A 19,047-nucleotide genomic window follows, 5' to 3' on the forward strand; every position below is an offset into this window, starting at 1 on the left:
GGCTATGAGTACGTCCCGTTACCACCGCCTGCGCGTGGCCCGGGTGGTTCAGGAAACCGCCGATGCCGTTTCGCTGCAGTTTGAACTCAGCGACGAGCAGAAGGCGCTATTTCACTACCGGCCTGGCCAGTTCCTGACGCTGCGCCTGCCCTGGCAGGGCGAGCACCTGTTGCGCTGCTATTCGATGTCCAGTGCACCGACAGTGGACGCCAGTCTGCGCGTGACCATCAAGCGGGTGGTGGAGGGGCGTGGTTCCAACTGGGTCTGTGACCAAGTCGGCGCCGGGGATGAGATCGAGGTGATGACACCGGCCGGTGTCTTTGTACCGCGTTCACTTGATGGCGATTTTCTGCTGTTCGCAGGCGGGAGCGGTATCACGCCGGTATTCTCCATCCTCAGGGCCGTGCTGCTGCGCGGGCGCGGTCAGGTCCGCCTGATCTACGCCAACCGTGATGAGCAGTCGATCATCTTTCGAGAAGCGCTTAAAGAACTGGGCGCACAGTATGCCGACCGCTTTGATGCAATCCACCTGCTGGATTCGGTGCAGGGGGTGCCCAGTGTCAGCCTGCTGCGCCGTCTGGCCGCCGGGATGCCGGATGCCCAGGCGTTTGTCTGCGGTCCCGGGCCCTTCATGAATGCCGCCGAGGCGGCGTTGCAGGAGTTGAAACTCCCGGCCGAGCGGATTCATGTCGAGCGTTTTGTGTCCTTGCCCTCGGAAGAAGCTCGGGATCAGGAGTTGCGTCAGGCGCTCAGCGAATCCACCGATATCGAGCAGGCCCAGGTCGTTATTGATCTGGATGGCCAGACCCATGAGCTGGAGTGCAGGGGAGGGGAGACCATCCTCGAGGCGGCCGAACGGGTCGGGCTGGAGCTGCCCTATTCCTGTCAGGCCGGCATGTGTGCGTCCTGCATGTGCGAGGTGCTGGAGGGGGAGGTCAAGCTGCTGCATAACGATGTGCTCGACGAGCGCGATCTGTCCAGGGGCATGACGCTGACCTGCCAGGCCGTACCGCAATCTGCCCATCTGCGGCTGAAGTACACCTGAGTTTTATCGAGTTTCACGGTTCCGCCTTTGAGGCCGGCTTATGCCGGTCTTTTTTTCTTAGTCTTATTGGACGATGGCAGCGGCCGGTGAGCCTTTTAACCTGAGGGGACTATTCGCGCAGGGCGCTGACCGGTCGGGTATGCCGACTCGGCTGTGGGAGATCGTGCCCGCCATAACAACGAAGACGGGAGAAGCATTATGCAAGGCTGTCTACAGGACAAGGTCGCATTTATTACCGGCGGCGGTAGTGGTATCGGTGCCGCCACGGCAGAACGCTTCGCACAGGAAGGCGCCAAAGTGGTGATCTGCGGGCGTCGCCAGGCGCCGCTAGACGACGTCGTCAGCCGTATTCGTGCCGTCGGAGGCGAAGCCGAGGCGGTGGTGGCCGATGTCAGCGATGAACAGGCTTTTGTTGCAGCGCTCGAGGGCGCGGCGCAGCGTCACGGTCGCTTCGATATTCTGGTCAACAATGCCATGGCGTTTACCTGGGGCTGCATCGAAGAAACAACCACCGAACAGTGGCATGCAAACTTTGCCACCTCTGTCGACGGTACCTTCTGGGGAACCCGCACCGCCATGGGGCTGATGAAGGCCCATGGCGGCGCTATCGTCAATCTGGCGTCCATCTGCGGTGTGCTGGGCACACCCTGGATGTCCGGCTATTCGGCTTCAAAGGCTGCGGTGATCAACTTTTCCCGTGCTGCGGCGGCCGAAGGCGCGGCCAGTGGTGTGCGCGTCAATGTGGTGATTCCGGCAGTGGTGGAAACGCCGGCCACTGCCGACATGCTGTCCGACGACAGTGCGCGCAGCAGTACTGAAAAGCTTATTCCGATGGGTCGCGTCGGTCAGCCGCAGGAGCTGGCCAATGCCATTCTCTTTTTGGCCAGCGATCAGGCGTCCTATATAACCGGTGCGGCCTTGCCCGTCGATGGCGGGCGTTCGGCGGTACTTGTTACCGCAATGGACTGAGGAGTTGTTTATGCAAGCAGCCAATATTGAACATGCAGCGGACGTCGATGCGCTGTTTCAGCCGCTCAGTCTGGGGGCGATTGATCTGGCCAACCGCATCGTGATGGCGCCGATGACGCGCAACCGTGCCGATGCCGACGGTGTGCCCAACGACTTGATGGTTGAGCACTACGCGGCGCGCGCCGGAGCCGGACTGATCGTTGCCGAAGGTACCTGGCCCAGCGTGACCGGTCAGGCCTACTGTCGGCAACCTGGTATCGAAACGCCGGCCCAGGTTGCGGCCTGGCGCCGAGTCACCGATGCCGTGCATGCAAAGGGTGGCAAGATCATTCTTCAAATCATGCACGCCGGGCGTATTGGCAGCGACAGTATCAAACCTGCGGGTGTCGAAACGGTTGCGCCTTCAGCAATCCAGGCCCGTGGCGAAGTCTTTACCGATGCGGCTGGCATGCAGCCCTTCGATCTGCCGCGGGCGCTGACGACCGCGGAGGTGGAAGCGGTGGTCGAGGAGCACCGTCAGGCTGCCCTCAATGCGCGTAATGCGGGCTTTGACGGTGTCGAGCTGCACTGCACCAGTGGCTATCTGCCAATGCAGTTTCTCTGTTCGGGCACCAACCAGCGGGATGACCGCTACGGTGGCAGTCTCGAAAACCGGGTGCGCTTTGTCGCCGAGTGCCTGCAGGTCATGTCCGATGCCATAGGTGCGGGCCGTGTTGGTTTTCGCATCAACCCGGGCAATACCTTCAATGACACCAGCGATGCGGACAGCGTTGCCAGCCATGCGGCGCTGTTACGCGCGGGCGCGCAGATCGGTGTGGCGTTTGTTCACATCATGCGCTCCCCGCTGGAGGCGGTTGACGCCTTCGCGCTGGCCCGCGAGCACTTCAGTGGCCGGCTGATCCTGAACGACAGCTTTGATGCCGCCAGTGCGGCCAGTGCCATCCGTGATGGCCAGGGGGATGCGGTGTCCTTTGCACGCCATTTTATTGCCAACCCCGATCTGGTCAGCCGCATCCGCAAGGGGCTGGCGCTGGCCCGGCTTGACCGCAAAACCATTTATACGCCCGGGCCAAAAGGCTATACCGATTACCCGCCGTCGGCAGAATGAATCGAGGACAACACTATGAAAGTACTGGTACCTGTCAAACGCGTGATTGATTACAACGTCAAGGTGCGCGTGAAATCCGACGGATCGGACGTGGATCTGAACAACGTCAAGATGTCGATCAACCCCTTCGACGAAATTTCGGTGGAAGAAGCTGTGCGCCTGAAAGAAGCGGGTGTCGCCACCGAGGTCGTGGTGGTGAGCTGTGGCCCCAAGGCGAGCCAGGAAGTGCTGCGCGCGGCACTGGCGATGGGGGCTGATCGTGCCATCCATCTGCACAGCGACGAAAACCTGGAGCCGCTGGCGGTCGCCAAGTGCCTGAAACGGATTGTGGAAGAAGAAAAGCCGACGCTGGTGATCTGTGGCAAGCAGGCCATTGATGACGATTCGAACCAGACCGGCCAGATGCTGGCGGCGTTGCTCGGCTGGCCCCAGGGTACCTTTGCGTCCGAAATCGCCCCCCAGGCTGACCTGGTACGTGTAACACGGGAAATTGACGGTGGCCTGGAGACTCTGGAGCTCACGCTGCCGGCCGTGGTGACCAGTGACCTGCGCCTGAACGAGCCGCGCTATGCCTCGCTGCCCAACATCATGAAAGCAAAAAAGAAACCACTGGAGTCCCGGCCGGTTACCGAGCTTGAAGTCGATGTCCGGCCGCGACTCAATGCCACGAACTACGCCGCGCCCGCTGCGCGCAAAGGCGGTATCAAGGTGGGAACTGTCGCTGAGCTGGTTGCAAAGCTGCGCCACGAAGCCCGCGTGATCTAAAGGTGAACATGATGAAAACACTCGTAATAGCAGAACATGATAATCAGCAGATGGCGGCGGTGACGCTGAATCTGGTGCAGGCAGCATCCCGGTTGGGCGGGGACATCGATATCCTGGTGGCGGGCGATGCGTGCCAGGCGGTGGTCGAACAGGCGGCGCAAATCAGCGGCGTACACGAAGTGGTCGTTGTGCAAGCCGGGCACTATGCAAGTCAGCTGGCGGAGGAACTCGCGCTGCTGGTGGAAACCCTTGTGCGGGAGCGAGGCTATCAGGCGGTAGTGGCGCCCAGCTCCAGCTTTGGCAAAAACCTCAGCCCGCGTGTCGCGGCGCTGCTGGATGTGGCGCAAGTGTCTGATGTTATTGAAATAAAAGGGGTTGGCAGCTATGTTCGGCCCATATATGCTGGCAACGTCATGCTGAGTATCGAGTCCGGTGAGCCTGTGCAGGTGTTGACGATTCGCCCCACCGCCTTTGATGCGGCGGCGCAGGAAGGTAGCGCAGCCATCGTGGAGGCGTCTGCTGTAGCAGCGCTGGGGCTGTCCTCGGTTGTCGGGCGTGAGCTCAGCAAGTCTGACCGGCCGGTACTCGGTTCTGCACCCATCGTGGTGTCGGGCGGACGGGGTCTGGGCAGTGGTGACAACTATCATCAGATGCTGGATCCGCTGGCGGATACACTGAGTGCGGCCCTGGGCGCGTCTCGTGCCGCAGTCGATGCGGGTTTCGTGCCCAATGACTTCCAGGTCGGCCAGACCGGCAAGATCGTGGCACCGGAACTCTATATTGCCGTGGGTATCTCCGGTGCGATTCAGCATCTGGCGGGCATGAGCGATTCCAAGGTGATCGTGGCGATCAACAAGGACCCGGACGCACCGATCTTTGAGGTGGCGGACTATGGTCTGGAGGGGGATCTGTTTGAACTGGTGCCGGAGCTTACCCGCGAACTGAGTTAGGTTTATGCTGGTTGAGCCCGCCGCCGCATTCGTGCAGTTCTACCCGGTGGCGGGTGAATTCACACCCTGAGACAACAATAACAGGGGCAAGCTATGACTCGATTGGAACTGGATCAGCTGGATACACTGCTTTCCGCCCTGTACGAGGCTTCACTGGATAACGATTACTGGGCCGATGCGCTGCAGCAGTTGCGGCAGCTCTTCGATGCCAACTATGTCACACTGATCCTGAAGATGCCCAATGTGCAGGATGAGGAGGATCTGGGGCTGATGGTCTCGGTGGGTGACATGAAGGACTCCGGCAAGGTCCTGTACTTCCCGTATCATCACAACCTGACGCCCTTTGTGAATCAGCCACCGAACAAGGTGTTCACGGTGGAAGACCTGATGGATGAAGATGAGTGGCGTCAAAGCCCGTATCGAATCCACTGGTGTGCCAGCAACGATGTTTATCACGTGATGGCGGTGGACATCGCCACCCCGGATTCCGGCACCTTGCGTTTTCGCGTTACCCGCCCAGAAGCGGCGTCTGCCTTCAGTGAGGATGACCGGGCGCTGTGCCGTTTTCTGCTACCGCATCTGCGGCGTGCACTGAATATCCGCAACCTGCTGGATCGCAGTGAAACCCTGGGCTCGCTCTATTCCAAGGCGATCAGTCGGCTGTCTATTGCCACCATGCTGATCGATGAAGCCGGACAGGTGCTGGAGCAGAACGTCTTTGCCCGGGAGATTCTGGAGTCCAATGACGGCCTCAAGGTCGTGGGCGGGCGTCTCGAGGCCAGCTACCCTAGTGACAACCGCGAACTGCGACGCCTCATCAAGGCGGCGTTCGAGCAGCACCAGCAGGACGGCAAGCCGCAGCTGCCGGAGGCCATGTCAGTGACGCGGCCCTCCGGCGAAGTCAGCCTAGGCGTGATTATCGAATCCATTCCGACCAATACCTGGGCGGAGGGCAAGGGTCAGCCCGCCGCAGTGGTGTATATTCGCGACTCGGTTGGCAAGTCGCACGCCAGTCATGAGGTGGCCAAGAAGCTGTTTGGCCTGACGCCAGCTGAAACCGCCCTGTCGATGCAACTGGTCAACGGCCTGTCGCTGGAAGAGGCAGCTGAGGCGCTGGATATTCGCAGAAACACTGCCCGTGCCCATCTGCGGGCAATCTTCTCCAAAACCGGCGTCCGCCGGCAGACCGAGCTGGTTCGCATTCTGCTCAACAGTGTCGCGGCACTGGGGCAGGGTGATCAGGAGCCCTGATTACCGACATCGTCCTGATGAAGGATGAGACCTGGGCATGAACTGTTGCACTCTGTCTAAAAAACAGAGGCAGTCAATCATGCAACAGGTCGCGTTTATCACCGGCGCCAGCCGCGGCATCGGTCGGGCAACCGCCATCGCCTTTGCCCGCGCAGGTTTCAATCTCGCACTCAGTGCCCGCACCCTCGACGAGGGTGAGGCACACCCCCACAGCATCACTGGCGTCAATGGCCAGCCCCTCCCGGGTAGTCTGAATGGTACTGCTGAAGACGCGCGTCGCTATGGCGTTGAAGTCAAGGTGGTGCCGATGGATCTGCTCGATGCGGACTCGGTCGAGCAGGCCGTGTCCAGCGTATTGTCTCATTACGGCCAGGTCGATGTGCTGATCAATAACGCCATTTACCAAGGGCCGGATCTGAATGCGCCGCTGCTTGACCTGCAGCCGCAAACCCTGCAGCGCATGGCACAGGGATACCTGTTCGCGCCGGTCCAGATCACCCAGCAGGTACTGCGCACGATGCTGCAGCACAAGCGCGGTTGCATCATCAATATCACCTCCGGTGCCGGCGAGTCCGACCCGCCAATCGCCGCCCGGGATGGCGGCTGGGGCTATGCCTATGGCGCCGGCAAGGCGGCAGTGTCACGCCTTGGCGGCATTATCGCGCGCGAACATGGCGACCAGGGTATCCGTGCTTACACGGTTAACCCTGGTGTGGTCAACACCGAAACTCTGCGCGCCACCATCGGTGAAAAGGGCGTGCTGGCGATGCGCAGGGGCGTGGCGGAGCCGGAACTGCCCGCCGCGGTACTATTGTGGCTCGCCACCGCACCGCAGGCCGTCGATTTCCAGTATCAGACCGTTCAGGCGCAACCCTTTGCGCGTGAACACGCCATTTCCATCGATTGATTGCACTGCGGGAGCCAGAAATTATGCAGTTTCGCTTTACAGACGAACAGCAAATGATTCGTGACACGGCGGCCGGATTCTTTGCCGATCACAGTGCTTCGGCGGCGGTACGCGAAGCCATGGCGACCGAGACCGGTTACGACCCGCAACTTTGGCAGCAGCTGTGCCAGGATCTCTGCCTGCACGGGATCACCATCCCAGAGGCTGCGGGTGGTCTGGGGCTGGGCTATGTCGAACTGGTCGCGGTGATGGAGCAGATGGGCCGTTACCTGGTCTGCTCTCCGTTTTTTGCAACCCTGTGCCAGGCGGTACCGGCGCTGCAGCGCACGGCCACGGCGGCCCAGGCCCAGCCCTGGCTGGAGCGGATTATGAAAGGCCAGACCGCGACCCTGGCCTGGATCGGCCGCGAGCAGCCAGGCGCCGGGGCGGTCAGTGCCGAATATGAGCGTACCGATGCCGGGTACCGCCTCAGTGGTGACTACTTCTTCGTGGTGGACGGGCATAGCGCCGATCTGTTGCTTCTTGCTGCGCGTCGGCCGGGCACGCGTGGCCGTGACGGCATCAGCCTGTTTGCCGTCGAGGCCGCTGCTGCAGGGGTCGAGCGGCACTGGACACCAACACTGGATCAGACCCGCCACCTGGCGCGCATACGCCTTGATCATCTCAGGCTCGACACCAGCGCCTGCCTCGGCACCGAAGGCGTTGCCGGCCCCGTACTGGATGAGGTACTGCAGCTGGCAACGGTCGCGCTGGCAGCCGAGCAGATGGGCGGAGCCCAGCAGGTGCAGGATACGGCCGTGGCCTACACCGGCGAACGGCAGCAGTTCGGCCGCCCCATCGCCAGTTTCCAGGCAATCAAGCACAAGGCGGCGGACATGATGCTGCGTACCGAAGTGGCCCGCTCCGCCTGCTACTACGCCGCCTGCATCGCCGATGAAGCCTGGCATGGAGGTGCGCTGGCGGGCGAGCTGGCGGAGGCGGCAGCAATTGCAAAATCCTATTGCTCGGAGACGTTTTTCCGCAATGCCGCTGAAAGTCTGCAGTTGCACGGCGGTGTCGGCTTTACCTGGGAATACGACGTACATCTCTATTTAAAACGCGCCAAGGCGAGTTCGTTGATGCTGGGCGGTGCCAATGAGCACCGCGAGACCCTGGCGGCCCTGTTGCTGGATGGAGGAGACACCCTGTGAAGTTAAGTTTCAGCGAGGAAGACGAGCGTTTTCGTGCCGAGGTGGCTGACTGGTTGGCCGCCCATCTGACCGGCGAGTTTGCAAGGCTCAGGTTTCGCGGTGGCCCGGGGGATGAGCACAGTTTCCCGCAGGAACGAAAACGCTGGGAGCAGCAGCTGGCCAAAGGCGGCTGGACCGGTGTCGGTTGGCCGCAGCAGTACGGGGGACGGGGGTGCTCGATCGAGCAGCAGGTGATCTTCTTTGAAGAATATGCCCGTGCCGGCGCGCCGGGGCGGGTGGGTCATATCGGTGAGGGGCTGGCCGGACCGACCCTCATGGCCTTCGGTACACCCGAGCAGCAGAGCAGGTATCTGCCGGGCATACTGGCCGGCAGCGAGCTCTGGTGTCAGGGCTATTCCGAGCCGGGGGCGGGTTCGGATCTGGCCAACGTTAAGACCCGCGCCCGTTTCGATACTGCGCTCAACAAATGGGTCATCAATGGTCAGAAAGTCTGGACCTCCCTGGCCCATGAGGCGGACTACTGTTTCGTTATCGCCCGCACGGATCCCGATTCCGTTGGCCACAGGGGGCTCGGATTTTTTCTGCTGGCAATGGATCAGCCGGGCATTGAGGTGCGGCCCATCCGGCAGATCACCGGCACCTCGGAGTTCAACGAGGTGTTTTTTGATGATGCCCACTGCGATGCCGGGGATATTGTCGGTGCGCCGGGGGATGGCTGGAAGGTTGCCATGGGGTTGCTGGGCTTCGAGCGCGGCGTTTCCACCCTGGGGCAGCAGATGCAGTTCCAGAACGAGCTGGACGAAGTGGTTCGCATCGCAAAGGACAATGGCCGAGCCCGGGATCCGGTGATCCGCCAGCGCATCGCCAAGGCCCACGCCGAGCTCAAGATCATGCGCTACAACAGCCTGCGCATGCTGTCGGGCCAAAACGACAGCGACGGCAATTTGCAGCGCGAGGCGCTGATCTACAAGCTGTTCTGGTCCAGCTGGCACCGCGACCTGGGCGAACTGGCGATTGATGTCTGTGGCCAGCAGGGGCAGCTGCTGGAGGCTGCCCCCTATGAACTGACCCGGCTGCAGTCGCTGTTCCTGTTTGTGCGTTCGGACACCCTCTACGGTGGCAGCAACCAGATACAGCGCAACATCATTGCCGAGCGCGGGCTGGGCATGCCGCGTGAACCACGACTGTGCTGACCCTCGAAAACGCCCTTAGGGTTGATGGGCTCGCAGGATAGGTTAGGTGCGCGGCGCACTGATGCTGCCACGCATTCGATAGCCAGTGCGCGCCCTAACCCATCATTCTTTCGGGCAGGTGCCGTGATGGGTTTACCACGCCCAAACAACTCAGCCGCTTTTAGCCGGATCGCAGTGCGTCGCAACCCATCCTGCGTTTCTTTAACCTTGCCTTGCACCGGTTTTACACACAAAAAGAGCCCCCGGGGTGTGCAACCGTCGGGGGCCGAAAACTTGAAGGCTGTTGTGTTGCCAGGTGCAAGCCGCCGCGCAGTGGCTGGCTTATTCGCCAGTGAACTTTGCGTGGCGTTTTTCCAGAAAGGCCTGCATGCCTTCGTGCTGGTCACGGGAGGCGAATAGCATTGCATTGGCCTTGCGTTCAAGCGCGAGAGCGCTTTCCAGCGACGCATCCATGCCGGCGATGATGCACTCCTTGATCTGCTCGGCCGCCAGCGGCGGCATGCGTGCGATGGTGCGGGCGGTGCTGAGAGCCTTGTCCAGCACCTCTGCATCGGCACAGACCTCAGTCACCAGGCCTGCGACCCAGGCTTCCTGGGCGCTGATCGGGCGCCCTGTCAGGGCCATGCTCATGGCCTTGGCCTTGCCCACGGCGCGCACCAGCCGCTGTGTACCGCCGATGCCGGGCATGATGCCGATACGGATTTCGGGCTGGCAGAAACTGGCGCTCTCGCCGGCGATCAGGATATCCGCATGCATTGCCAGCTCGCAGCCGCCGCCAAAGGCATAGCCGCAGATGGCGGCCACCACTGGCTTGGGGCAGTGTTGAATCGGTGCCCAGACACGTTCCGTATGGCGCTTGTAGATTTCGATCGGATCGGCATCCAGCAGGCCGGTGATATCGCCGCCGGCGGCAAACACCTTGTCGCTCCCGGTCAGCACGATGCAGCGCACGCTGTCATCAGCCGAAAGCTCGGTAAAACGCCGCGACAGCTGTTGCTGCAGCTCCAGGCTCAGGGCATTGGTGGCGTGCGGCCGGTTCAGACGCAGCACGGCAATGCCGGGCTCCGGGCGCTCCAGTAGCAGGGTTTCCTCGGGGGCTTGGGTTGTCTGCACCTGACGGCCTCGCTGATTCAATTGACGTTTAGCAAATTGTGATCCTTCCCCCGGGCTGCAGGCATCGTCCATTTAGACGAAGTAGGGCCCTTGCCTGGCTGAGTAGACTGGGGCACAGGTCAATAAAAACAGGGGGCGATAATAAGATGCAGGCCGCACAGTTTGATTACACCGACCAGGTGGTTCTGGTGACGGGCGGTACCAAGGGGATCGGCGCCGGGGTTGCGCGCGCGTTTCTCGATGCCGGAGCCACCGTTGTTGTCTGCGGGCGCAATGCGCCGGAGCAGCTGCCCGGGGTAAAGGGGCGCGAAGCGGTGTTTTTGCCCGTGGATGTGCGTGATTTCGATGCCGTGGCGGCGATGATGGATAGCATTGTGCGCGATTTTGGCCGCCTGGATGTGTTGGTCAACAACGCCGGTGGTGCACCGCACGCAATGGCGGCAGACGTATCGCCGCGTTTCCATGAAGGTATTCTGCGCCTGAACCTGATCGCGCCGCTGAACGTGGCGCAGCTGGCCAACCGGCAGATGCAGCAGCAGCCTCAGGGCGGCAGCATCCTGTTTATCGGCAGCATCAGTGCGCTGCGTGCTTCCCCCGGTACCGCGGCCTATGGTGCCGCCAAGGCGGGCATTCTGTCGCTGGCCCAGTCGCTGGCGGTGGAATGGGCGCCGAAAGTACGTGTGGTTGCCGTGAGCCCGGGTCTGGTACAGACCGAACAGTCGCATCTGCATTACGGGGATGAGGCGGGCATCCAGGCGGTTGCCGCGACCATTCCGGCCGGTCGCATGGCGCAGCCACAGGATATCGGCAATGCCTGCCTGTTCATGGCGTCGCCGATTGCGTCCTACGCCAGTGGTTGCAACCTGTTGCTCAACGGTGGCGGCGAGAGGCCGGCCTTTCTGCAGGCTGACGCCTGATCAAACCCCGGCGCCGCCCGTGTCTGGGTGGCCCCATTGTTAAAAAGGAGACGTAACTTGGCTGATTACGAATGGTTATCGGAAGTGCGTTCCATGGTGGGGCGGGAGTATGGCCGCATCTACGCATGGGATGACGTGAACCCTGCGATGGTTCGGCAATGGTGCGAAGTGATGGGGATCGAAAACCCGCTTTACACCGATCCTGACTATGCCGCTACGACGGAATTTGGCGAGCTTGTCGCGCCGCCAGCCATGCTGCAGGCCTGGTGTCTGGAAGGTCTGCACATGAACAATTACCCGCCGGGTTCGACCGACGAGAACCCCTACGGCGTACTCAAGCTGATCGAATCCCATGGCTATCCGGCGGTGGTGGCGGTGAATTCTGAACTGAGTTTCGAGCGCTACCTGAAAATGGGCGAAAAGCTCTACTACACCACCCTGGTGAAGGACGTCAGCGATGAAAAGACCACCGGTCTTGGAACCGGCTTTTTCGTCACTCTGATCATGTCCTTCCATTCGGTGAAGGCGGGCGGCGACGAGCCTGTCGGCGAGCTGCTGTTCCGGGTGTTCAAGTTCCGACCAGCACAGGCGGCAAAACCGGCGCCGGCCGCCAAAGCCGAGCAACCGGCCGCCAGGCGCCCGTTACCGGGTATCAGCGACGACACCCGCTTCTTCTGGGAAGGCTGCGAGGCCGGCGAGTTGCGCATCCAGCACTGTAAGGCCTGCAACAAGCTGCAGCACCCGCCAGCGCCGGTGTGTGAACACTGCCACAGCTTTGATCTGGACTACCGTGTTGCCAGGGGAACCGGCGAGCTCTACTCCTTTGTCGTGATGCATTACCCCGAGGTGGCACCCTTTGACCACCCCAACCCCATCGGCCTGATCCAGCTGGACGAAGGCGTGCGCCTGTCGGCGGGCCTGGTCGGTGTGGATCGCAGCGAGCTGAAGATTGGCCAGCGCCTCAAGGTCGAGTTTGAGACCTTCGATGACCAGCTGACCCTGCCGCTGTTTCGCCCGGTTTCGGACTGAGGAGCAAGCATGGACTTTTCATTGAGCGAAGAACAGCGCGCCATTGCCGACATGGCAACCGGGCTGTTTACCGACTTTTGTACCGATGAGCGCTTGCGCGATTTCGACGAAACCGGTGCCACCCAGATGACGGACCTGTGGCAGACCTGTATCGAAACCGGCCTGCACTCGCTATTTATTCCGGAAGCGGCCGGCGGCAGTGACCTGGGCATGACCGAGCTGATGCTGGTGCTGGAAGCCCAGGGCCGGAGCCTGGCGCTGGTGCCCCTGTGGCGCCACCAGGTGGCTTCCGCCGCCCTGGCTGAATTTGCACCGGCACACTTTGCCGGGTTGCTGGAAAGTGCCGCAGCGGGCAGCGACATCCTGACGCTGTCGGTCACCGATCAGAGCCGGTCCACCGGGCTGACTCTGATGGCAACCCAGACCGATGCCGGTTGGGTGCTCAACGGTCGGGCCGCGGCGGTGCCAGGCGCTACCGAGGCCGCAGCGGCCCTGGTGCTGGCGCAAACGGCGCAGGGTGTATGCCCGGTCTGTGTGCGCTTCGATACTCCGGGGTTGAGCCGCATCGAGGGTGTGCTGACCCAGGGCGAAAGCGTGGCGGATCTGGAATTTGACCAGGTACAGCTAAGCGCAGAGGCGCTGTTGCCGGCTAACGCCACCCAGTGGCTGGAAGAACGGGCCATCGCCGCCCAGGCCGCCTTGCAGCTGGGGGTGAGTCAGGAGCAGGTTCGCCGCACCGTGGAGTATGTCAATGAACGTACCCAGTTCGAGCGCCGTATCGGCCAGTTCCAGGCGGTACAGATGAGCATGGCGGACTGCCAGGTGGCGGTCGAAACTCTGCGCTCGGCGCTCTGGCAGCTCTGTTACCGTCTCGATGCCGGCCTGCCGGCACCCTCCGAAGCCCTGGCGACCGCCTGGCTGGCCTGTGAGGCTGGCCATAGCATTGGTCACAAGGCGCAACACGTGCATGGTGGCATCGGCGTCGATCTGACCTATCCGATCCACCGCTACCTCTACTGGAGCCGCGCCCTGAGTCTGAGTCTGGGCGGCAGCCGGGCGACACTTGAGCGCCTGGGCGACTGGCTGGCAACTCACGATACCTTGGGATGGAAATATGACCTCGATGAAAACAAGACGCTTTGAAGATGTCAGCCTCGGTGAGCAGTTGCCGGCACTGGAAATCCCCATCACCGTAGCGCTGATCACCGGGGGCGCTATCGCCACCCGTGACTACTTCCCCGGCCATCATGACAAGGATGCAGCCCAGCAACTGGGCTCGCCCCATGTGTTCATGAATATCCTCACCACCAGCGGGCTGGTGCAGCGGTTTGTCGAGCAGTGGTGCGGCCCGGAGGGTCGGCTGCAGGATCTGCGCATCCGCCTGGGCGCGCCGAATTACCCCGGTGACAGCATGACATTCCAGGCCGAGATCAGCGCGATAGACGCCGCCAGCCGCACGGTCGAGCTGAGTCTCAAGGGCAAGAACTCGATGGGCAATCACGTTACCGGTACGGTGGCCGTGACCCTGCCCGGGCAGCAGGAGAGCAGGGCATGAACGAACTGATCAGTAACAAGGCCGCCATTGCGGGCCTGGGTGCCACCGAGTTTTCCAAGAACTCCGGCCGCACCGAACTGCGCCTGGCGATGGAAGCCACGCTCGCGGCACTGGCTGATGCCGGTATCGATCCGTCCGAGGTGGACGGCTTCAGCAGCTACTCGGTGGACAAGGTGCCCGAGTACGAGATCGCCCGCCTGCTGGGGTGCAAGGATGTGAAGTTCTTTTCCCAGATTCCCCACGGCGGCGGCGCCGCCTGTGCGCCCATCCTGCACGCGGCCATGGCCGTGGCGACCGGGGTTGCCAAAACCGTGGTGGTGTATCGCGCCATGAACGAGCGTTCCTGGTATCGCTTTGGCACCGGCACCTACGGTTTTGCCTCCACCCCGATCTACGAGAACGTCAACTACGGCTGGTACATGCCCCACGGCTTCCATACGCCGGCGGCCTGGGTCGGCATGTTCGCGCAGCGCTACATGCACACCTATGGTGCCACCTCGGAAGATTTCGGCCGCGTCGCCGTGGCCGTGCGGGACTTTGCCGCCACCAACCCCAATGCCTTCTTCTACGAGAAACCGATTACGCTGGAAGATCACCAGGCCTCGCGCTGGATCTGCGAGCCGTTGCACCTGCTGGACTGCTGTCAGGAGTCCGATGGCGCCGTGGCCATGGTCATCACCAGCACCGAGCGCGCCCGTGACCTGAAACAGAAACCGGTGCTGATCAAGGCCGGCTCCCAGGGTATCGCCAGCGGCCAGCAGGTCATGACCTCCTATTACCGCGAAGACATCACCGGTCTGCCGGAGATGGGCGTGGTGGCGCGTGAGCTCTATCGCCAGTCGGGCCTGGGGCCAGAGGACTTCCAGACCGCGGTGATCTACGACCACTTCACGCCTTTTGTTCTGCCGCAGCTGGAGGAGTTCGGCTTTGCCAAGCGCGGCGAAGCCAAGGACTTTATCCGCGCCGGGCACCATGCTCGCGGCGGCAAGCTGCCGATCAATACCCACGGCGGCCAGCTGGGCGAGGCCTATATCCATGGCATGAACGGGGTTGCCGAAGCGGTACGCCAGGTGCGCGGTAGCGCGGTCAACCAGGTGGACGACGTGGAAAACGTGCTGGTGACTGCAGGTACCGGCGTGCCGACCAGCGGTCTGATTCTGAGCGCCAACTAAGGAGGTCATCATGTTCGTTGATCTGACACCCGAGCAGCATGCGTTGCGGCTCAAAGTGCGCGACTATTTTACCAGCCTGATGACACCGGAACTGCGCAGCTCGCTGCGCGGTAAGGAAGGCGGCGATGAGTTCCGCAATACCGTGCGCCAGATGGGCACGGATGGATGGCTGGCGGTGGGCTGGCCCAAGGAACACGGTGGCCAGGGCTATGCCGCCACCGAACAGCTGATTTTCTTTGAAGAAGCCAATATTGCCGGCGCACCGCTGCCCTTCGTGACCATCAGCACCGTGGGGCCGGCGCTGATGCAGCACGGCACCGCGCTGCAGAAGGAAAAATTCCTGCCAGGGATCGCCAGGGGCGAAATCAACTTCGCCATCGGCTACTCCGAGCCCAATGCCGGCTCCGATCTGGCGGTACTGAAAACCAGTGCCCGTGTCGAGGAGGACAGGTTTGTCGTCAATGGCAACAAGCTCTGGACCTCCGGCGCCGAATCGGCCGACTATGTCTGGCTGGCGGCCCGCACGGACCCGGATCTGCCGCGTCACAAGGGCGTGTCCATCCTGATTGTCGATACCCAGGACAAGGGCTTTTCCCATACCGTGATTCCGACCTGCTCGAATCCGACGGCGGCGACCTACTACGATAACGTAGAGGTGCCGCGGGATATGCTGGTGGGCGAGCTCAACGGTGGCTGGAAACTGATCACCTCGCAGCTTAACCACGAGCGTCTGGGGCTTGGCTCCTGGTCTGACAAGGTAGCGGGGCTGTTCCGTCGGGTGTATCTGTGGGCCAAAACCCGGGACGAGCAGGGCGGCTGTGCCATGGACAAGACCTGGGTACGCACGGCGCTGGCCGAGTGCTACTCGCGCCTGGAGGCCATGCGCCTGATCAACTTCCGTATCGCCGCGAGCCTGGAAGAAGGGCAGATGGATGTGGCGCTGGCCTCGATCACCAAGGTCTACGGTTCGGAATCGGCCATCGAAATCCTGCGCCGCCTGACGGACATCGTCGGCGCCAATGGCATGATTCGCGAAGGCTCGGCCGCTTCGCTGCTGATGGGCGAGCTGGAGTACGAGGTTCGCGCCTCCGTGACCCTGACCTTTGGCGGCGGTACCAACGAAATCCAGCGTGAACTGATCGCCCAGTTCGGTCTGGGCATGCCGCGCACCGCCCGCTGATGGCGGGCCATTGAGGAGAGAGTTGTATGAGTTCACTTGAGACTTTCCGCACCCAGACGCGCGCCTGGCTGGAAGCCAATTGCCCTGCGTCGCTGCGTGGCCCGGCGGCGGCTGGGGAACTCGTCTGGGGCGCATCCCGCATCGAGTTCGCCAACGAAGATCAGCAACTGTGGTTCGAACGCATGCGCGATCGCAACTGGTTCTGCCCCGCCTGGCCCGAGGCCTACGGCGGAGCAGGCCTGGCGTCTGAAGAGGTAGCGGTGCTGGAGCAGGAACTGCGCCGCTTGCGCTGCCGTCCGCCGCAAATCAACCTCGGCATCTGGATGCTGGGGCCGGTACTGCTGGAGTACGGCACGGAAGAGCAGAAACAGCGTCTGCTGACGCCCATGACCCGCGGTGAAGTTCGCTGGTGCCAGGGCTTCAGTGAACCCAATGCAGGCTCGGATCTGGCCAATATCCGCACCAGCGCCCGGGACGAGGGCGATCATTTTGTCGTCGATGGTAGCAAGATCTGGACCTCTTACGGCGACAAGTCCGACTGGATGTACGCTCTGGTACGCACCGACAACAGCAGTGGGAAAAAGCAAGAGGGCATCAGCCTGCTGGTGCTGGACATGCATAGCGAAGGCGTGGAAGCGCGTCCGATCGACCTGATCAGCGGCAAGTCGTCTTTCTGCGAGGTGTTCTTCGATGGCGTGAAAGTGCCGAAAGAGAACCTGATCGGGCCGCTTAACGGCGGCTGGACCCTGGCGAAAAAGCTGCTGCAGCACGAGCGCAGCGCCATGTCCAAGTTCGGCGAGTTCAGCCTGCCGACCCATTTCGACCTGATGTCGATTCTGCGTGAATATCTGCCACAGGCACGCACCGCCTCTGACCATGTGCTTGAGGCGCGGGCCCAGGCCTGTGCCCTGGATGAGCAGGCCTACAACCTCACCGTACAGCGCATGGGCGAAGCGGCCCGTGACGGTCAGGATGTCAGCGGCATCGCCTCGATCATGAAGCTGGTACACACCGAGCAGGAGAAGACCAAGTTTGAAATTCTGGTCGATGCCATGGGGCACCGTGCCCTGGGCTGGGACGGCTACGAGTTCAGCGCCCAGGAACTTGCCATCAGCAAGGCCTGGCTGATGAGCTACACCCAGACCATCGCCGGCGGTTCCTCCGAAGTGCAGCTGAACGTGATTGCCAAGCGGGTGCTGCAGTTACCCGATGCCAGTAAAGGAGGCGCCAAATGAGCCTGATCTATAACGAAGAGCAGCGCATGCTGCTGGATACGGCGCAGGAGTTTTTCGCCGAGCGCAGCCCGGTCGCGGCACTGCGTGCATTGCGTGACCGTGGCGACGAGCAGGGTTTTGACAGCACGCTCTGGCGCGATATGGCAGAGCTGGGCTGGACGGCCATTCCCTTCCCCGAATCCCTCGGCGGGCTGGAGTTCGGCTACAAGGGCATGGGTGCCGTGTTCGAATCCGCCGGTCGCTACCTGAGTGCTTCGCCGCTGCTGTCATCCATAGTCCTCTGTGGCTCGGTTCTGGAGCAGGGCGGCAGCGAGGCCCAGCAGAGCGAGTGGCTGGCCGCGCTGATCGACGGCAGCAAGCGCCTGGCGCTGGCGGTCGATGAAGGCCCCCGGCACGAGCCGGAGCAGATTGGCCTTTGCGCCCGCTGCACCGACAATGGTTTTGAGCTTAACGGCGACAAGGTCATGGTGGTGGATGGCCTGGGTGCCGACGGCTGGATAGTTGCGGCGCGTACCGAAGAATCGGCAGCGTCTGCGGCTGTTGAAGCGTCTGCGACCGGTAAGGAGGGCATCAGCCTGTTTATCGTCCCGGCCGGCACCGCGGGTGTGAACCTCAGCCGCCAGGCGCTGATCGACTCGCGCAATACCGCGCGCCTGTCCTTCAGCCAGGTACAGCTGTCGCCGCAGCAGCTCATCGGCGAGCTGGACCAGGGCACACAGGTGCTCGAAGCAGCGCTGGACCGTGGCCGCGCCTGCATCGCCGCCGAGCTGCAGGGCGCCTGCGAACAGCTGTTCCAGATGACGCTGGACTACCTGCGCACCCGGGTACAGTTCGATACCTTCATCGGTTCTTTCCAGGCGCTGCAGCACCGCGCCGCCTGGGCACATGTGGAGCTGGAGCTGGCGCGCAGCAGCCTGATGGCGGCGCTGGATGCCATCGACAGCCAGGACGAACAGGCCGCCCAGCTGGTGAGCCTGGCAAAATGGAAAGTCGGCCAGATGGCCGACCGGATCAGCAACGAAGCAGTGCAGCTGCACGGCGGCATCGGCGTCACCGACGAGCTGGATGTCGGCCTCTACTTCAAGCGCATCCGCGTACTCCAGGCACTGCTGGGGGATAGCGATTATCACCTCAGCCGCGCCTCGCAGGTCCAGGCCGCCGCCTGACCTCTCCGGCAGGGGGGCGTTCGCTGCTCCTCTGCCATCCTGATCAAGGTACCGTTGTCCGGCTATTTATTCCAGGAACCGCCAGCTTTCATCCGAGGGCCGTCACTGTATCGACCTCTGGCCGACGCGCCTCGCGACGAATGGTTGGTGCCCCGCAGAACCTTGCCTTCGCCTTCAAAAGCTTCACAGTGGGGCGCTGCCCCTACGAGCAGCGCGCCTACTTGTCAGCTATTTGATCCTTGCCGCTACTGTCATATTAAAAAGCAAGAGCTTGTTCGGTAAAAAGGGGAGCATTGAAAAAT

Annotated in this window: 18 protein-coding genes; 17 read left to right on the top strand and 1 reads right to left on the bottom strand. The window is 62.1% G+C overall.

Translation table 11 applies throughout. The annotated features are described in order from the left end of the window. The first annotated feature begins 4 nt into the window (after positions 1-4). The 9 genes from KDW95_RS00870 to KDW95_RS00910 all read left to right on the top strand — a co-directional run bounded on the left by KDW95_RS00870 (position 5) and on the right by KDW95_RS00910 (position 9,378). Complete coding sequence (locus KDW95_RS00870; RefSeq protein ID WP_255854331.1) at positions 5-1,045, top strand: ferredoxin--NADP reductase; 1,041 nt, start codon at positions 5-7, stop codon at positions 1,043-1,045. Between the two features lie 198 nt (positions 1,046-1,243). Continuing rightward, complete coding sequence (locus tag KDW95_RS00875) at positions 1,244-2,014, top strand: SDR family NAD(P)-dependent oxidoreductase (protein WP_255854332.1); 771 nt, start codon at positions 1,244-1,246, stop codon at positions 2,012-2,014. Positions 2,015-2,024: 10 nt separating this feature from the next. Then, positions 2,025-3,122, top strand: coding sequence for an alkene reductase (locus KDW95_RS00880; RefSeq protein ID WP_255854333.1), 1,098 nt, complete (start codon positions 2,025-2,027; stop codon positions 3,120-3,122). A gap of 15 nt (positions 3,123-3,137) precedes the next feature. Further along, complete coding sequence (locus KDW95_RS00885) at positions 3,138-3,887, top strand: electron transfer flavoprotein subunit beta/FixA family protein (RefSeq protein ID WP_255854334.1); 750 nt, start codon at positions 3,138-3,140, stop codon at positions 3,885-3,887. 11 nt (positions 3,888-3,898) lie between these two features. Next, on the top strand, positions 3,899-4,837 hold the full coding sequence (locus tag KDW95_RS00890; protein WP_255854335.1) for an electron transfer flavoprotein subunit alpha/FixB family protein: 939 nt from the start codon (positions 3,899-3,901) through the stop codon (positions 4,835-4,837). A 93-nt stretch (positions 4,838-4,930) separates the two neighbouring features. After that, the gene (locus KDW95_RS00895; protein ID WP_255854336.1) at positions 4,931-6,088 is read left to right on the top strand and encodes a helix-turn-helix transcriptional regulator; all 1,158 of its coding nucleotides are present in this window, start codon (positions 4,931-4,933) and stop codon (positions 6,086-6,088) included. A 79-nt stretch (positions 6,089-6,167) separates the two neighbouring features. Beyond that, positions 6,168-6,995, top strand: coding sequence for an SDR family NAD(P)-dependent oxidoreductase (locus KDW95_RS00900; RefSeq protein WP_255854337.1), 828 nt, complete (start codon positions 6,168-6,170; stop codon positions 6,993-6,995). Between the two features lie 23 nt (positions 6,996-7,018). Then, positions 7,019-8,185: an acyl-CoA dehydrogenase family protein gene (locus KDW95_RS00905; protein WP_255854338.1), complete on the top strand. Its 1,167-nt coding sequence runs from the start codon at positions 7,019-7,021 to the stop codon at positions 8,183-8,185. Further along, a complete protein-coding gene (locus KDW95_RS00910; RefSeq protein WP_255854339.1) occupies positions 8,182-9,378 on the top strand; it encodes an acyl-CoA dehydrogenase family protein in 1,197 nt (398 codons plus the stop codon). The genes KDW95_RS00905 and KDW95_RS00910 overlap by 4 nt, the downstream gene beginning before the upstream one ends. Positions 9,379-9,699: 321 nt before the next feature. Here the strand turns inward: KDW95_RS00910 and KDW95_RS00915 are convergent, their stop codons facing one another. Next, a complete protein-coding gene (locus KDW95_RS00915; RefSeq protein ID WP_255854340.1) occupies positions 9,700-10,491 on the bottom strand; it encodes an enoyl-CoA hydratase in 792 nt (263 codons plus the stop codon). A gap of 146 nt (positions 10,492-10,637) precedes the next feature. Between KDW95_RS00915 and KDW95_RS00920 the strand changes: the two genes are divergently transcribed. From KDW95_RS00920 to KDW95_RS00955, 8 genes are read left to right on the top strand one after another with little or no spacing between them, the layout of a single operon-like run. Next, complete coding sequence (locus KDW95_RS00920) at positions 10,638-11,408, top strand: SDR family oxidoreductase (RefSeq protein WP_255854341.1); 771 nt, start codon at positions 10,638-10,640, stop codon at positions 11,406-11,408. A gap of 57 nt (positions 11,409-11,465) precedes the next feature. Next, on the top strand, positions 11,466-12,437 hold the full coding sequence (locus tag KDW95_RS00925) for an OB-fold domain-containing protein (RefSeq protein ID WP_255854342.1): 972 nt from the start codon (positions 11,466-11,468) through the stop codon (positions 12,435-12,437). A 9-nt stretch (positions 12,438-12,446) separates the two neighbouring features. Beyond that, positions 12,447-13,580, top strand: a complete 1,134-nt coding sequence (locus KDW95_RS00930) for an acyl-CoA dehydrogenase family protein (RefSeq protein ID WP_255854343.1) — start codon at positions 12,447-12,449, stop codon at positions 13,578-13,580. Continuing rightward, positions 13,561-13,992, top strand: coding sequence for a MaoC family dehydratase (locus tag KDW95_RS00935; protein WP_255854344.1), 432 nt, complete (start codon positions 13,561-13,563; stop codon positions 13,990-13,992). Before KDW95_RS00930 ends, KDW95_RS00935 begins: the two co-directional genes overlap by 20 nt. Further along, on the top strand, positions 13,989-15,164 hold the full coding sequence (locus KDW95_RS00940) for a lipid-transfer protein (protein ID WP_255854345.1): 1,176 nt from the start codon (positions 13,989-13,991) through the stop codon (positions 15,162-15,164). Before KDW95_RS00935 ends, KDW95_RS00940 begins: the two co-directional genes overlap by 4 nt. Positions 15,165-15,174: 10 nt before the next feature. Continuing rightward, positions 15,175-16,344: an acyl-CoA dehydrogenase family protein gene (locus KDW95_RS00945; RefSeq protein ID WP_255854346.1), complete on the top strand. Its 1,170-nt coding sequence runs from the start codon at positions 15,175-15,177 to the stop codon at positions 16,342-16,344. Between the two features lie 26 nt (positions 16,345-16,370). Continuing rightward, positions 16,371-17,579, top strand: a complete 1,209-nt coding sequence (locus KDW95_RS00950) for an acyl-CoA dehydrogenase family protein (protein ID WP_255854347.1) — start codon at positions 16,371-16,373, stop codon at positions 17,577-17,579. Further along, positions 17,576-18,745, top strand: coding sequence for an acyl-CoA dehydrogenase family protein (locus KDW95_RS00955; protein ID WP_255854348.1), 1,170 nt, complete (start codon positions 17,576-17,578; stop codon positions 18,743-18,745). The genes KDW95_RS00950 and KDW95_RS00955 overlap by 4 nt, the downstream gene beginning before the upstream one ends. Positions 18,746-19,047 lie beyond the last annotated feature (302 nt).

The sequence above is a fragment of the Marinobacterium rhizophilum genome, assembly GCF_024397915.1.
In the GTDB taxonomy this organism is placed as follows: domain Bacteria; phylum Pseudomonadota; class Gammaproteobacteria; order Pseudomonadales; family Balneatricaceae; genus Marinobacterium_A; species Marinobacterium_A rhizophilum_A.

Bases quoted from the DNA above. Each gene is read 5' to 3' on its own strand.
- KDW95_RS00870 (WP_255854331.1), top strand. From the start codon at position 5: ATGAGTACGTCCCGTTACCACCGCCTGCGCGTGGCCCGGGTGGTTCAG.
- KDW95_RS00875 (WP_255854332.1), top strand. From the start codon at position 1,244: ATGCAAGGCTGTCTACAGGACAAGGTCGCATTTATTACCGGCGGCGGT.
- KDW95_RS00880 (WP_255854333.1), top strand. From the start codon at position 2,025: ATGCAAGCAGCCAATATTGAACATGCAGCGGACGTCGATGCGCTGTTT.
- KDW95_RS00885 (WP_255854334.1), top strand. From the start codon at position 3,138: ATGAAAGTACTGGTACCTGTCAAACGCGTGATTGATTACAACGTCAAG.
- KDW95_RS00890 (WP_255854335.1), top strand. From the start codon at position 3,899: ATGAAAACACTCGTAATAGCAGAACATGATAATCAGCAGATGGCGGCG.
- KDW95_RS00895 (WP_255854336.1), top strand. From the start codon at position 4,931: ATGACTCGATTGGAACTGGATCAGCTGGATACACTGCTTTCCGCCCTG.
- KDW95_RS00900 (WP_255854337.1), top strand. From the start codon at position 6,168: ATGCAACAGGTCGCGTTTATCACCGGCGCCAGCCGCGGCATCGGTCGG.
- KDW95_RS00905 (WP_255854338.1), top strand. From the start codon at position 7,019: ATGCAGTTTCGCTTTACAGACGAACAGCAAATGATTCGTGACACGGCG.
- KDW95_RS00920 (WP_255854341.1), top strand. From the start codon at position 10,638: ATGCAGGCCGCACAGTTTGATTACACCGACCAGGTGGTTCTGGTGACG.
- KDW95_RS00930 (WP_255854343.1), top strand. From the start codon at position 12,447: ATGGACTTTTCATTGAGCGAAGAACAGCGCGCCATTGCCGACATGGCA.
- KDW95_RS00935 (WP_255854344.1), top strand. From the start codon at position 13,561: ATGAAAACAAGACGCTTTGAAGATGTCAGCCTCGGTGAGCAGTTGCCG.
- KDW95_RS00940 (WP_255854345.1), top strand. From the start codon at position 13,989: ATGAACGAACTGATCAGTAACAAGGCCGCCATTGCGGGCCTGGGTGCC.
- KDW95_RS00945 (WP_255854346.1), top strand. From the start codon at position 15,175: ATGTTCGTTGATCTGACACCCGAGCAGCATGCGTTGCGGCTCAAAGTG.
- KDW95_RS00950 (WP_255854347.1), top strand. From the start codon at position 16,371: ATGAGTTCACTTGAGACTTTCCGCACCCAGACGCGCGCCTGGCTGGAA.
- KDW95_RS00955 (WP_255854348.1), top strand. From the start codon at position 17,576: ATGAGCCTGATCTATAACGAAGAGCAGCGCATGCTGCTGGATACGGCG.